Genomic DNA, 13,157 nt, shown 5'->3' with positions numbered 1-13,157 from the left:
AGAGGTTTTTGGGGAAGAGCCGCTCCCCGCTTGTCATTGCGAGCCGAGCGGAGCGAGGCGAAGCAAGCTCCTACTTCAGCGGGAGGGATGCCTTTACGCCATTGGTCGGCGCCTCAGCGGGGGATTGCTGCGGGTGCGGCGCGCCCGTGCAATGCCGTACTGCCGCTCCTCATCATCCTCTGCGTCCTTAGCGCTCTCGGCGGTAACAAAAGGGGCACGGGCTTTGCTCACTGGCCCGCCGCAGCTTCTACGACAGTCAGATGGTAGCGGTTGGTGAATTCCGGCCCGGCCCCGATCAAGCGGAACTCGATCGTGTACCGTCCGGGGTGAAGAAGAGTGAGGCGCAGATGATCGATCTCGGTGGCGAGTGAGTCGGCGGGCAGGTCGAGATAACGCACGACGGTGGCCAATTCAGCGTCAGCAGGATCGCGCATCGTGATGGTGACTTGCGCGCCGGCCAACGGTTGGCGGGCATCGTTGACAGCGTAGATTGGTACATCAATCACTTCGCCGATCACGAAGTCACGCGGTTCGATCAGGGTAAAGGCATAGTGCGGGCGGAAGCAATCGCGCAGGGCGTAGTACGAACGCTTGGGCACCCGCCAATAATCGATCACGCTCCACAGCACAGCCGGGTAGGGATCAACAAACAGAAACGCAATCATCCCGCCGGTCGGGCGATATTTGTGGTAACGCAAGCGATCGACGTAAAAGCGGTTGAGTTCGGCTTGATAGTTCTGCGACATCTCGATGACTTCGGCCAGCGAGGCGGCTTGTCGCCACGGATACCACGCCGACATAATCTCGGCCTGCAATCCGTGCCGTTCAACAAGGCGGGCAATAGCGGCATCATCGAGCGGGTCGGGCATGAAGCGCAGACTGCTTTCGAGGTTCGGAAAGCTCTGCGCGCCGAATTCGGTCACAAAGCGCAGGTTGTTAGGGAAGCGGGCGCGCACGATTTCGCCAAACGCCAACGTGCCGTAGGTGCGGTACCAACCAAAGTAGGCATGGGCATCGGTGCCGATGCGCACATAGGGCACGTCTGGCTCACCCGACGAGCGGATCACGGGGCGAGTTGGGTCTTCCTCTTCGACGATCTGCTTCAACTGCACATCCATCACGTCGCGGTTCCAGCTAAAAATGAACGCCGACTGGTAAGTGCGCAGGCGGGCGCCTAGCGACTCATCGGCAGTGTCTTCGAGATAGATCGCCTCGTTGTGCATGCACCAGATCGCGATGCTGGGATGGTTGCCGAGCAAGCGCACCATAGCCTGCGCCTGATGGCGCGCCGCCGGCAACACCTCGGTGCGATAGATCCACTGAAGCGGAAAATCTTGCCAGAGCAAGATGCCGGCGGCATCGGCGGCGGCGTAGAAGGCCGGATGGTCAATATGGGCATGGACGCGCAGCATATTCATGTGGCACTCGCGGGCCAAGGCGAGATCGCGATCGGCCCGTTCGCGATTCATCGTCGCGATGCGCATATCGCCGGGAGGGTAGTTATTGCCCTTCGCGAGGAACCGTTCACCGTTCAGGTGCGGAATCCAGTCGCGCAGCTCGAAGGTGCGCACGCCATAGGCAAACGACTGCTCATCGCTGAGCGCATCATCAAGCCAGATCCGCACCGTCACTTGATAGAGATCAGGCCGGCCAAGATCGTGCGTCCACCAGCGCCGCGGCTCGCGCAGTTTCAGCAAGCCCTGCACCGTCTGCGCGCCGGTGCGCAGACGCCGTTGCACGGTGAAGACCTGCGTCTCGCCGTGAAAGGTCAGCGGAGCAAAGACGATTTCGCTGCGGATCGCCACAGCCTGCGCAGCATCGAGGTCAAGGGCAAAGCGCAACTGGGCCAGCCGGGCATCGCAATGCTCGGTGCGCAGGCGGGCAGCGCGCAACCGCACCGGCCCGCTACGGTGCAACTCGACCGGCAGCCAAATCCCGCCCGGATTGGCTTGCGGATCGAAGCAATCCCAGTGGGAAAAGACGCCGGTAATCATGCGCTTACCGATTTTATTGTGCTCGTCGGGGCAATCGAGTTCGATGATAAGGGTATTTTCAGGCTTCAAGAGCGTGGTAAGCTCGTGCTCGGACGGCTCGAAATAGCCTTCGTGCGCGCCAAGATCGACCCCGTTGAAATAGGTATGGCGGTAATAGAACGCGCCGTTGATCCGCAACCAGCGCCGTTCGCCGGGCAGCGAGTCGGGTGCGGGATGGTTGGCAAACCGGCAGCGGTATACAACTTTGCCGCTGTGGGTTTCAAGGCCGGGCAATTGCTGCCAATGGGCCGGCACAATAGCCGGCAACCACCCCTGATCATTGCGTGGATAAATGCCTTGGGTAAATTCGGCTAGCGGGCGAATCTGCCAGCCGTCAGCCAACGTATCAAGATGCATAACGTTTAGCGTCCTGTAGCGCCGCACGGCGGTGCGGCTCCAACCGAACGGCCGTGCGGCGTCAATAAGTGTTCACATGATCGCCAATCTGTAATCTGTCGAGTGCATCCAACACCTGCCGGTAGGTCATAATCCGTTGCCGGCGCAAGGTGGGCCGGTGGCCCAACGCCAGTTTAAGCGTCTCGACAATCAATTCGTACTGATAGCCGAGCCAGATCAATCGGTGCAGCAGCGCCGCTGCCGGCCAACCGTACCACATCCGGGCCAGCAGCAAGCGGCTCGCTTGGAAATAACGGTAGCGGCCAACCGGAACCTGTTCACTGCTCTTGCCTTCGTGATGGATGACCGTAACCTTAGGCAAGTACCAAATCTGGCTACTGACTTCGACACTCTCGCATCGGGTATCGTTGGGAGGCGGCGGTGCCGGATGGCGCCATTGCAACCGCCACTGCCATTCCAACTCCTCACTATACATAAAAAATCGCTCATCGAGCAAACCGGCTTGGCGGATAGCGGCGGTGCGCACGAGCAAGGCTGCACCAACTAGCCAACCCACGCGCTGGACGCGGTGAGGATCGCGATCGGCGCAGTGATACCGGCGCTTCCACGGGTTGTTCGGCCACAGCCGTTCCCATGGCGTACTCTCCCAGACCATCGTAAGCGGGGTGGGGAAGCGGCGGCACGATGATTGGAGTCTGCCATCGCTGTAGAGTAAGCGCGGGCCGACTGCGATCGCGGCTGGATGATTCTGGAGAAAGGCGACCAATTGCGGGATCGCATCGGCCACCGGCTCGGTATCGGGGTTGAGCAAGAGGACAAACTCAGGGCCGCCGTCAGGCCGTTGCAACAACCTGCGCAGGGCCAGATTATTGCCGGCGGTAAAGCCAAGATTGGCGCCGGCTTCGATCACCTGCACATCGGGAAATTCGCTGCGTACCATTGCCGGCGTGCCATCGTGGCTATCGTTGTCAACCACAATGATCTCGGCAGCGAGATTGCCAGCCGCAAGCGAGGCCTTGACGGCGGTGAGGCAGCGGCGGAGCAGCTCTTTCACATTCCACGACACGATCACGATGGTCAGCATAGCGGTATGAGCGCAGCGACTATGGCGCAGTGATGGTAGCACTGGTATGTATCTCGTAGCTTTCAGTGTACCACAGCTCGGTTGCGCTTTTGACAGTCATTCATTCATTCTCTATCATGCGTATTGCATTCCATCTGTGCCACGCTGCGCAGGTTTCTTCCCCAAATCCCATTCCTACGGATGTGCTTCCGCTGCGCTTGGTGACCGGAGCTGTGCTATGCATCACAACATTTCATTGCTGGCAAATTTGGCCATTGCCTTGGTGGTAGCATTCACCGGCGGGGTGCTGGCTCGGCGGCTCGGTCTGCCAACGATTGTTGGGTATTTAGTGGCTGGGATGGCGATCGGTCCGTTTACGCCGGGCTTTGTCGGCGATGTGGAAGATATTAGCCAACTGGCCGAGATTGGCGTGATCTTTTTGATGTTTGGGGTTGGCCTGCATTTTTCGCTCAAAGATTTGTGGGCAGTGCGGCAAGTCGCCCTCCCCGGCGCGATCTTGCAGATGGCGATTGCCACGTCGCTCGGTTTTGCGCTCAGCCAGTTGTGGGGCTGGGCGCCGGTGTCGGGCCTGCTGCTCGGCATGTCGATTTCGATCGCGAGCACGGTGGTCTTGTTGCGCGGATTAATGGACAACGGCTTGCTCAATACCAGCGCCGGGCGGATTGCGGTGGGTTGGCTGGTGCTGGAAGACCTTGCAACCGTATTGATTTTGGTCTTGTTGCCGATCATCTTTGGCAGCCAGAGCGAACAATCGCTGCTCTCCGGCGCTTTTTCGCTGCTGAAGGCGGCCCTCTTCGTGGCGGTGATGCTGTTTGCCGGACGGCGACTTTTGCCGAAGTTGCTGGATGTGATCGCCGGCACGCGCTCGCGCGAACTGTTCATTCTGGCTGCGGTGGCGATTGCGCTCGGCACCGCTTTTGGCGCGGCTGCCTTTTTCGATATCTCGCTGGCGCTCGGCGCATTTTTGGCCGGCGTGGTGCTGAGCGAGTCGCAGTTTAGCCATCAAATCGGCGATGATGTCTTGCCATTCCGCGAGACGTTTGCGGTCATCTTTTTCGTCTCGGTCGGCATGATTATCAACCCGCTCTACTTGTGGGCGAATGCGGGGCAGGTACTAGCGCTAACCGCACTGATCGTGCTCGGCAAGGCCTTCATTACCCAACTGCTCGGCTTCTTTTTGCCGGCAAGCGGGCGGACAATGTTGGTGGTTGCAGCGGGACTCAGCCAGATCGGCGAGTTTTCGTTCATTCTGGGCAGCGGTGGGATGGCGTTGGGCTTGCTCAATCAAGAGCAGTATTCGCTGATTTTGGCCGGTGCGTTGCTGTCGATCATGGTCAATCCGCTGATGTTCCGCCTGATCAAGCCGATCGAACGGGCCATGCAGCGGGTTTCCCCCCGGCTCTGGCAATGGTTCGACAGCCATCCTTTGCAGCCGGCTGAGCTCGCCTTGCCACGTGAGGGCCACGTGGTGGTGGTCGGCTATGGCCGGGTGGGCCAGCATATTGTGACCGTGCTGGAGAAGCTAGGGATACCGCGACTAGTCATCGAAATTGACTCGGGCCGTGCTGCCGAATTTAATGCTCACGGCGTGCCAACCCTCTTCGGCGATGCGGCCAATTCGGATGTGCTCGTGCATGCTGGGCTTGAACGGGCGCGCGCGTTGGTAGTGACGTTGCCTGATGAGATGGCGACCGAAATGGTGGTGGCGGCGGTGCGCAAAATTGCCCCCAATCTGCCCATTATCGCTCGCGCTGCCACTACCAAAGGCGTTGGGCGCCTGATCGACCTTGGCGCGCGCGATGTGATTCACCCTGAACTAGAAGGCGGGTTGGAGGTCATGCGCCATACCTTGCTCTGCTTGGGGTATCCGGCTACCCAAGTGCAAGGTTACACGGATGCCGTGCGGCGCGATGAGTACGATTTCACCGTCTCTAGTCCCGCCGAACATCAGGCGCTCGATCAGATGGTGCGGGCCGTGCGCGGGATCGAGATCGCGTGGCGGATGGTGGGCGAACAGAGTCCGATCGTTGGTCAGACGTTAGCTGAAGCAAATATTCGCGCGCGCACCGTCGCTTCGGTGATCGCGTTGATCCGCAATCAACAGTTGATCGCCAACCCGAAATCGAGTACAGTGTTTCAGGCTGGCGATCTGGTTGGATTGATCGGTGAGAGCGACCAGATTGCTGCCGCCGAGCAATTGATCAGCGGCGCGACGGTTGCGCGCGAAGCGGTGTTGGCCGACAGGTAAGTAGAGCCGCACAGCGGTGCGGTTCCACCTAGCCAACAATCACTCATACACCAATTCCACCGCACCGCTGCGGTGTTGTTCGACAAAGAGCAGCAGCTCGTTGTGTGCCGCTAACCATGAGACCGGCAGCTTATACGCTTCCTGTGGCCCAATCTGCCAGAATCGCCCGCAATTCTGGCCGTTGAGCCAAATGTGGCCTTTGTCGAGGGTGCCGGGGCGCAGCGCGAGGCGCTGAATGGCGGCGGGTAGATCGGCGCGGGCAAAGATTGCTTGTACGAAAGCTGGGCCGGCAGGCGGGGCCGGTTGGTCGCTGACGGTCACACCGGCGCGAAAGCTCCACTGGGCCGGTAGCGGTTGGTTAGCGTCGTAGCTGATCAGCGTCGCGCGCCACGGCGCGCCAGCGTAGTTGAGAATCTGCAAGGCGAGTGTGTTGGTTCCCGGTTTCAGCAGATCGGTGATGTCAGCGTCAATCAACCCGCCGCTGCGATGGCGGCTAAACCGTTCGACAGCGACGCCGTTGACGAAGAACGCGCCAGAGTTGCGGTCGCCGGTGATATGCACCCGGTAGCGCCGCCCGGCCTGCACCTCGATCAGACGGATCAGCCACACCATCGGCCCAGCCCACGCAAACCGGCTCAGGTGAACGTTGCCGGCGTCGGGACGCGCGGCCCACGGCTTGATGTTGGCAACCGCTTCGCCGGCAAATTGCACCTCTTGCCAATAGGCATACCAGCCCGCCGAGATGTCTGCTTGGTTGCCATTGAGATACAAGGGGGCGAGCAAGCCTTTTCGTTCCCCCAGATTCAGGCCATAATTGAACCGGCCCAGATTATCGACTAACAGGCGCAGATCATGGCGGCCAGCCGGCAAGTCAAGCGCGATCGTGTAGCGCGGCCCGGTCGGCGCGACGCCCAAGACACCGGCGAACTCGCCGTTGATCAGCACCAGCGCCCGATCGCTGAGTTCGGGTGCGGCGATCGTCGTGTCTAGCGGCGCGTCAAGCTCGATCTCAGCCCGATACCACCCATAACCGTAGGGGCAGCCGAGCTGTTCGAGCGGCGCAGGGGCAGCGATTGGCTGCCAACCAGTGTCGTCAGTCGCCTCTGCCACTGCAAATGCGCGGGTGGTAAGGACGCTGCGGTGCGGTTGGGAGGGTGGTGGCAATGGTTGGCTGCCGTAGCGTTCGGCCAGCGCCTGCGGCAATAGTTCGATCAAGAGCGCGTGATCCTCCCACGCTACCTCGATCCGGCGACCCTCAGCAGTGATCCAGTAATCGATCCGGAGCAGATCATTGCATAGCGTCACCCGCGCTGTCAAGCTAACATCATCAGCGTAGATGCCATCGGGCGATGACGGCAATCGCAGGGTGAGCGATCCTTGCTCGCCTTCACGGCCATAGATAACGAATGTGCCCTGTTCCGGCCAATAACCGAGAATGCGACCGGTATGGCTGGCAATGGTAATCCCGCTCTCGCCGAGCGGCAGGTTGGCAAAGATCGGGCGAATGCTGGTTGGTTCAACTTCAACGCTCAGATGCTCACCCGAAGGCATGAACACTTCATAAGTCGTGGCTTCGAGGCCGGGGTTGGCAAGGAAGGTGGTGCAGAAGTCACGCCATGCTGGCGGTGCGGTGGGGCCGGCGCGCACGGTACGGTAGGGCTGCGCGCCGCCCTCGCTCCTGCCAGCAATCGCCGCTGGCGGAATCACGGTGATCCCGCCGGGCATAGCATCGGCTAATACCGCTGACAACGCCGCGCCGAAGCAGCTAAGGAAGAGATGATGGCGGCGGGCAACCAGCGCCTTTTCGGTCAAGCGGCCATACTCATCGACCGGCGCGTCATAATCGTAACTCGTAGTCATGTGGATCAAATCGCCGCCGACGGTGCGCCCGCCCCAATAGCCGAAATTGGTGCCGCCAGCCCACATCCAATGGCTGAATCCGGCGCACCCCACCGCCGTCAGTTGGTGCAGGGTTACATCGAGTTTGGCCGCCGTCTTGCGAGTTTGGCGTTGGCCGCCCCAATTATCGAACCAACCACTCCACAGCTCCGAGACAATCATCGGGTTGTCAGGCCAAAGCTGGCGCGTCTGCACCAACTTCTCAGCGATCCCGCTCCAACCATTACGGAACTCGGGATAGCCGGGGGTAGCTCCCATACAGGTATACTGCGGCACCTCGATCCCGTGTTCGAGCGCGGCGCGGGCCAGTGTCAATTGATGCTCATCGGCCCCGTAGACGCCCGATGCCCAGTGCTCATTTTCGATCTGGCAAAGGATAATCGGCCCGCCGCGGGTATGCTGGCGTGGCACAAGGATTGGCATTAGGGTGTCAAACCAGCGCAACACCGCGGTTACGAAGGCTGGATCATCGGTGCGCAAGCGCACATCGCCGCTAGCCGTCAGCCATGCCGGCAACCCGCCATTTTCCCACTCGGCGCAGATGTAGGGGCCGGGGCGCACAATTGCCTTCAAACCCAGCTCGTGGCAAAGGTCGAGGAACGCGCCAAGATCGGCTTCATCACTAAAATCGAACACGCCGGGTTGCGGCTCGTGGCGGTTCCACGGAATCACGGTATCGATTGTGTTGATCCCGGCCCACCGTGCCTGTTCAAGCAGCGGGCGCCACTCGGCGCGCGGCCAGCGGAAATAGTGAATACACCCAGAGAGGAGATAGAAGGGTTGGCCGTCAAGTTCGATCCCGTTGCGGCCAACGGAAACAGTAGCGCTCATATTCAACCTCGCTCATCACACCACATCAGCTTTGACGCGGTATGCCCTTAATCATGACATAGACGGGTGGAACTGTCGAATGCAAACATTGTGCGTAGAAGCGCAAAAAACTGCTTGATATACGGTGCTTTAGCAAGAGGCAAGCGTGTTATGAAACCTTAAAACGGTGCGTAAAACGACCGCATTTCGGGTACTCGTGCGCTCATAATAAAGGCCATACGGTCATCCCGCGCCTAAGCTGCGGTGTTGTTCAGATAGACGCATCAAGCGATTGGGGGGGGTGTATGTAACGATCACTGCGGTTTGGGTTAGCCGCCCTCATGCTGGCACTCTTTTTCGGACTTGCGATTGTGATGGGTGTCGTCTTGTGGCAACTCCTGTCATCAGTCACTGATGAGCAGGCCAATACGCGCCAAGCGACGGCGACGGCGGTACCGCCGGCATACATCTGGGAGTCCGGCGGGTATCTTTCGGCAGTCTTTGTGCCGGATGGCCGGTTAGTGGTAGCGAGCAGCTACCAGACCACTATCCTCAGCTTTCCAGATAACCAACCGCTCACGTTCTTTCCCACTTTCCCACCGGCAGCTATCTGGCCGTGATTCCCGATAGTTCACGGTTGGCGGTCGGGCAACGGGGCGCGGTCACGATCTACGATCTAGCCAGCGGCAAGGTGCGCGCGTACCTTGTTTGTTGATTAACGCCGGAAGAGTTGACAGAGATGTGGCTCGCGTTTTCACTCGATGGCTGTACCTTGGCCGTGACCGAAGCGAACCCTGCCCATGGCCCCGAAGTGCAGCTTTGGGATGGCGTGAACCAAGACCAACTGTGGTCAGTGCGCATCGACGACCCAGCTATCACGGTAGCGCGGCAACTGGCTTTTAGCCCCGATGGCCGGTATATCGCCGTCACAACTTTGCCGGAGGGAGTCTGGCTGATTGACGTGGTGCAGCCGGCAGTGGTGCGCCAAATTCAGGCGGAACCGGTGGGCAGCATCGCGTTTAGTCTCGACGGTTCCCGGCTCAGTGTGGGGGGCTATACGATCAAGACCTATGATACCACAACGTGGGAGCTCGTTCACGAACAAACGTTTCCTGTATCAGAGGTGCCAACCGTTACCGAACCGTCGACCTTGACCAACACCTTCCGCTTAGACAGCATGCGCGCTGTCATAAGCCCTGACGGGCAATGGTTAGCTGCGCCGGCTGCCGATCCTGCGTCGGGATCTGACTTCTTCGTTGGCCGATATCCGCTAAGGCAACCGATTACGCTGCGCTGGCTGGCTGATGACCGGCGGGTGCGGGTGTTGAGCGGATCGCCGCGCAGTTTAGATAAGCTTTTGGTTGGTCCTGACAGCCGGTGGTTGATCGACGTTGGTCTCAGCGAGATTCGGGTCTGGCGAGTAGAAGAGTAGGCCATCTGTCACGGCGCATCTTCGCCGCAACGGGGCACGGGACACGAATAAACACGGGTGTAACGGGTGGGGATGGATCGGGCGCGGCGCGCAATGACAGACGGGGAGCGGGACATGTGCGCGTGTCATTGCGAGGACGCACAGCGCCCGAAGCAATCTCCCGCTTCGGCGCAGACCAATGGCGTACAGGCATATCTTTCGCTGACGCAGGAGATTGCTTCGCCGCCGTTGGCGGCTCGCAATGACATAGGCTAACCGTCACATCGCTCTGTCCCTCTGCACGGCTCGCAACGACAAAGATAGAGAAGCAACGTTAATGCTATTTATACGTGATATTTTTTCTTCCGTTCGCGTATTGTCAATTGCGATGAGTTGAACTCTATCAACTTATCCCAATTAATCGCACCTCGCTCATTACAGAAATCGGAAATAAAATCAGCAGTGAATGCATTAATAATCTCAGCATATGCTTGCTGAAATGCTTCATTGCGCTCACGCGCTTCAAATCCGAGCGGCTCGATAATGTGCTTGTACAGTTCCTCTTCACCGTTTGAGATAAACGACCAGAAGGCTTGACCACAGAGTTTCCAATAGTCGCCTTTATCTGGATTGGCATCTTGGCCATAGCAACAGCCATTAATGGCAACTACCTCGATACCGGATTGTTGTTGCCGGATTTTATCGGCTGCCTCACGAAAGTTTTCACGCATCTTGCGAATTTGATCGGCATTGCCCCAATTGGGACCTGACTTAATCGAAACGATGTAATAAACGCTTTCCTTACTGAATTCAAGATCAATGCTGGGAAAAGCAGATTTTTTGCCGGCGAATGTTTGATTGCATACGTGTATCGCCAGACCTTCTAGAAATTCACCAAATAGAGTCTCTTCCTGCGAAGACAAGTGTGCTTCCAGCAAGAGACGAATGAGATCGGAAGCAACGAGAATATTTTTAGCGCGGAAGAGGTAAGGGTTTTTACGCTTAAGAATCTGCTTGAGCTCGAGATTGCGTAAACTATTGAGGCGCTTTTCATGAAATGCGCCAATATGCGCTCGGACGTAATGCCGAGCCTCGGCGACAAGATCATTACTGCTTATAGTAATCTCGGCGCCTCTTTGGCCATTTCTTCTTCGGCCAGCGCAAAATACTCCGGCAGAATCTCAATCCCGATCCCACGCCGGTTCATCCGGCGCGCCACTTTGATGGCGGTTCCCGATCCCATAAATGGATCGAGAACCGTATCGCCTTCTTGGGTAAACAGTTTGATAAACCACTCAGGCAACGCCTCAGGGAAAACGGCGCTATGGCGACGATTTTTAGTTTCAGTGGCGAGATGCAGGACATTCGTCGGATACACGTTATCGCGGCTCAACCAATTTGCCACTCGTTTCCCAAAACCGCTGCCAACCCGTGAGTTGTCTCTGATGAGATCGGTTTGGCTCAGGTTTTTGAGCCGTTTCTCAGCCCAGTCACCCATCGGCGCCATAACCGCTTCTTGAAACATCTTGAAGCGCTTGGTTTTGTTAAACTGAATCAAGCGTTCCCACGCATCACGAAAGCGATTCGGCCACTTACCGGGATAGCAATTTTTCTTATGCCAAATAAATTCTTCCGTCCATAACCAGCCTTGTTGGCGTAACGCTAAAATAAGCTCAATCACATAGGTGTGGCGTTCACCATGTTCAGCTTTCTCTTTGATATTGAGAATGAACGTACCATCTGGTTTGAGAACACGCAACAATTCTTGACCAATTGGCAGAAACCAATCCACATATTCTTCAGGAGCAATACCGCCATACGTGTGTTTACGCCGATCGGCATACGGCGGCGAGGTGAAAATAAGGTCAACCGAATCGGATGGCAACGTTTTTAAGACATCTCGGCAATCGCCAAGGATAAGTTGCACAGTGTTTGGTGCTTCCATAGTGGTCAAGACATCCTTTGGTAAACATAGAACATCTTTTCAGATTTTAGCTTATTGCTCGACCCTCGTCAAACCTCCACCACCCTTGCCGCTGCCCGTCGCAGCCGGTCACGGAGGGCGCGGCCAAGGCCAGCGTCGTCGAGGTCGCGGGCCAGCATGCGATCGGGCTGGCGCGCGTCGAGGGCGCGAAGGGCGGCGTAGAGGCGGTGGGCCATCGTGGCCGGGTCGTTGGCCGGGCCGAGCGATTCGATCGCGACCGGTAGATCGTGTATGAAGGTGAGATCGTCGTCGGGCAAGAGCACGCCGACCCGCAACCCGGCGCGTAGCGCCGCTTCCGCTTCGGCGCGCAGGCGGGCTAGGGCTGCTGCCGGCGGGCCGCTGAACAGCCATAATTCGTGATCGGGCGCGTAGTGGCGGTCGAGCAGGCCGGGTGACGCAAGTCCGTGCTGTTCGGCAGCAGGAGGGCGGTTGCGCACCTGTACCGGCCCGATCACGGCACCCAACGCTTCGAGGCTGATCCCGCCGGGACGGAGCAGGGTGGGTGGGGTGGTGGTGCAGTCGAGCACGGTCGACTCGATCCCGATTGGGGTGGCGCCGCCGTCAATGACGGCAACAATCCGGCCCGCGAGATCGGCCAGTACGTGGTCGGCGGTAGTGGGGCTGGTATGGCCGAAACGGTTGGCGCTCGGCGCGGCTACTGGCACACCGGCGGCGACCAGCAGCGCATGCGCTACCGGGTGGGCCGGCACACGAACAGCCACCGTTTCGCGTCCGGCGGTGACGGCGAGCGGCACCCGCGGGTGACGGGGCAGAATGAGCGTGAGCGGGCCGGGCCAGAAGGCGGCGGCCAGTTGGGTGGCTAGCGGCGGTGTTGCAGCGGCTACGATTGGCAAGTCGCTGGCATGGGCCAAATGCACGATCAGCGGATCGCTGGCCGGCCGGCCTTTGGCGGTAAAGATCGCCGTGACCGCTGTCTCGTCGAGCGCGTGACCGCCTAGGCCGTAGACGGTCTCGGTCGGGAAGGCGACAAGTTCGCCGCGCCGGAGTAATTCGGCAGCGTGTGCAATTGCCGCCGGGGATGTGTCAAGCCGTTGGGTTTGCATCAATCTACTGTCATGCGTTTAGACGTACCGCAGAAGGTTATGATCAGGTATTGTACTCTATGATCCGGATAGCGATTTTTACCGCATAGGGCGCAGAGGACGCAGAGGGGGGGTAGGCGGTGGGGACATGTACCTCACTTCCCGGTTGTCATTGCAAGCCACGCCATGCGCGGTGAAGCAATCTCCTGCGAGCACGGGAGCGGATCCTGTCCGCCGAAGGGGGAGATTGCTTCGGTCGGGCGGTGTCCAGCCGCGCTGGACGCCGCC

Annotated in this window: 9 protein-coding genes; 3 read left to right on the top strand and 6 right to left on the bottom strand. The window is 58.9% G+C overall.

The window, feature by feature from the left end:
* Positions 1–227: 227 nt before the first annotated feature.
* Entirely contained in the window at positions 228–2,390 is a 2,163-nt protein-coding gene (locus U9R61_RS10235; RefSeq protein WP_322488716.1) for a glycoside hydrolase family 2 protein, read from the bottom strand.
* A gap of 61 nt (positions 2,391–2,451) precedes the next feature.
* Positions 2,452–3,516 carry a glycosyltransferase family 2 protein gene (locus tag U9R61_RS10230; protein WP_322488715.1) on the bottom strand — a complete coding sequence of 355 codons (1,065 nt, stop codon included), beginning with the start codon at positions 3,514–3,516 and terminating at the stop codon, positions 2,452–2,454.
* 175 nt (positions 3,517–3,691) lie between these two features.
* Here U9R61_RS10230 and U9R61_RS10225 point away from each other — a divergent pair, with 175 nt between their 5' ends.
* Positions 3,692–5,722: a cation:proton antiporter gene (locus tag U9R61_RS10225; RefSeq protein ID WP_322488714.1), complete on the top strand. Its 2,031-nt coding sequence runs from the start codon at positions 3,692–3,694 to the stop codon at positions 5,720–5,722.
* Between the two features lie 39 nt (positions 5,723–5,761).
* Here U9R61_RS10225 and U9R61_RS10220 read toward each other — a convergent pair whose 3' ends face one another.
* Positions 5,762–8,452, bottom strand: coding sequence for a beta-galactosidase (locus tag U9R61_RS10220; RefSeq protein WP_322488713.1), 2,691 nt, complete (start codon positions 8,450–8,452; stop codon positions 5,762–5,764).
* 320 nt (positions 8,453–8,772) lie between these two features.
* Between U9R61_RS10220 and U9R61_RS10215 the strand changes: the two genes are divergently transcribed.
* Positions 8,773–9,051: a hypothetical protein gene (locus tag U9R61_RS10215; protein WP_322488712.1), complete on the top strand. Its 279-nt coding sequence runs from the start codon at positions 8,773–8,775 to the stop codon at positions 9,049–9,051.
* Between the two features lie 119 nt (positions 9,052–9,170).
* The gene (locus tag U9R61_RS10210) at positions 9,171–9,863 is read left to right on the top strand and encodes a WD40 repeat domain-containing protein (protein WP_322488711.1); all 693 of its coding nucleotides are present in this window, start codon (positions 9,171–9,173) and stop codon (positions 9,861–9,863) included.
* Positions 9,864–10,186: 323 nt separating this feature from the next.
* Here the strand turns inward: U9R61_RS10210 and U9R61_RS10205 are convergent, their stop codons facing one another.
* The 3 genes from U9R61_RS10205 to U9R61_RS10195 all read right to left on the bottom strand — a co-directional run bounded on the left by U9R61_RS10205 (position 10,187) and on the right by U9R61_RS10195 (position 12,890).
* On the bottom strand, positions 10,187–10,960 hold the full coding sequence (locus tag U9R61_RS10205) for a PmeII family type II restriction endonuclease (RefSeq protein ID WP_322488787.1): 774 nt from the start codon (positions 10,958–10,960) through the stop codon (positions 10,187–10,189).
* Positions 10,957–11,787, bottom strand: a complete 831-nt coding sequence (locus U9R61_RS10200; protein WP_322488710.1) for a site-specific DNA-methyltransferase — start codon at positions 11,785–11,787, stop codon at positions 10,957–10,959. The genes U9R61_RS10205 and U9R61_RS10200 overlap by 4 nt, the downstream gene beginning before the upstream one ends.
* A gap of 68 nt (positions 11,788–11,855) precedes the next feature.
* Positions 11,856–12,890 (bottom strand): L-threonylcarbamoyladenylate synthase, encoded by a 1,035-nt coding sequence (locus U9R61_RS10195; protein WP_322488709.1) that lies wholly within the window; start codon positions 12,888–12,890, stop codon positions 11,856–11,858.
* Between the last annotated feature and the right edge of the window lie 267 nt (positions 12,891–13,157).

Source organism: Chloroflexus sp., from assembly GCF_034431535.1.
Taxonomy (GTDB): domain Bacteria; phylum Chloroflexota; class Chloroflexia; order Chloroflexales; family Chloroflexaceae; genus Chloroflexus.
The sequence above is the reverse complement of the archived record's forward strand: the minus strand, read 5'-3'. Positions and strand labels throughout refer to the sequence as shown.

Coding starts and splice junctions, on each gene's coding strand:
- U9R61_RS10235 (WP_322488716.1), bottom strand. CDS start 2,390: ATGCATCTTGATACGTTGGCTGACGGCTGGCAGATTCGCCCGCTAGCC.
- U9R61_RS10225 (WP_322488714.1), top strand. CDS start 3,692: ATGCATCACAACATTTCATTGCTGGCAAATTTGGCCATTGCCTTGGTG.
- U9R61_RS10220 (WP_322488713.1), bottom strand. CDS start 8,452: ATGAGCGCTACTGTTTCCGTTGGCCGCAACGGGATCGAACTTGACGGC.
- U9R61_RS10215 (WP_322488712.1), top strand. CDS start 8,773: ATGCTGGCACTCTTTTTCGGACTTGCGATTGTGATGGGTGTCGTCTTG.
- U9R61_RS10210 (WP_322488711.1), top strand. CDS start 9,171: ATGTGGCTCGCGTTTTCACTCGATGGCTGTACCTTGGCCGTGACCGAA.
- U9R61_RS10200 (WP_322488710.1), bottom strand. CDS start 11,787: ATGGAAGCACCAAACACTGTGCAACTTATCCTTGGCGATTGCCGAGAT.
- U9R61_RS10195 (WP_322488709.1), bottom strand. CDS start 12,890: ATGCAAACCCAACGGCTTGACACATCCCCGGCGGCAATTGCACACGCT.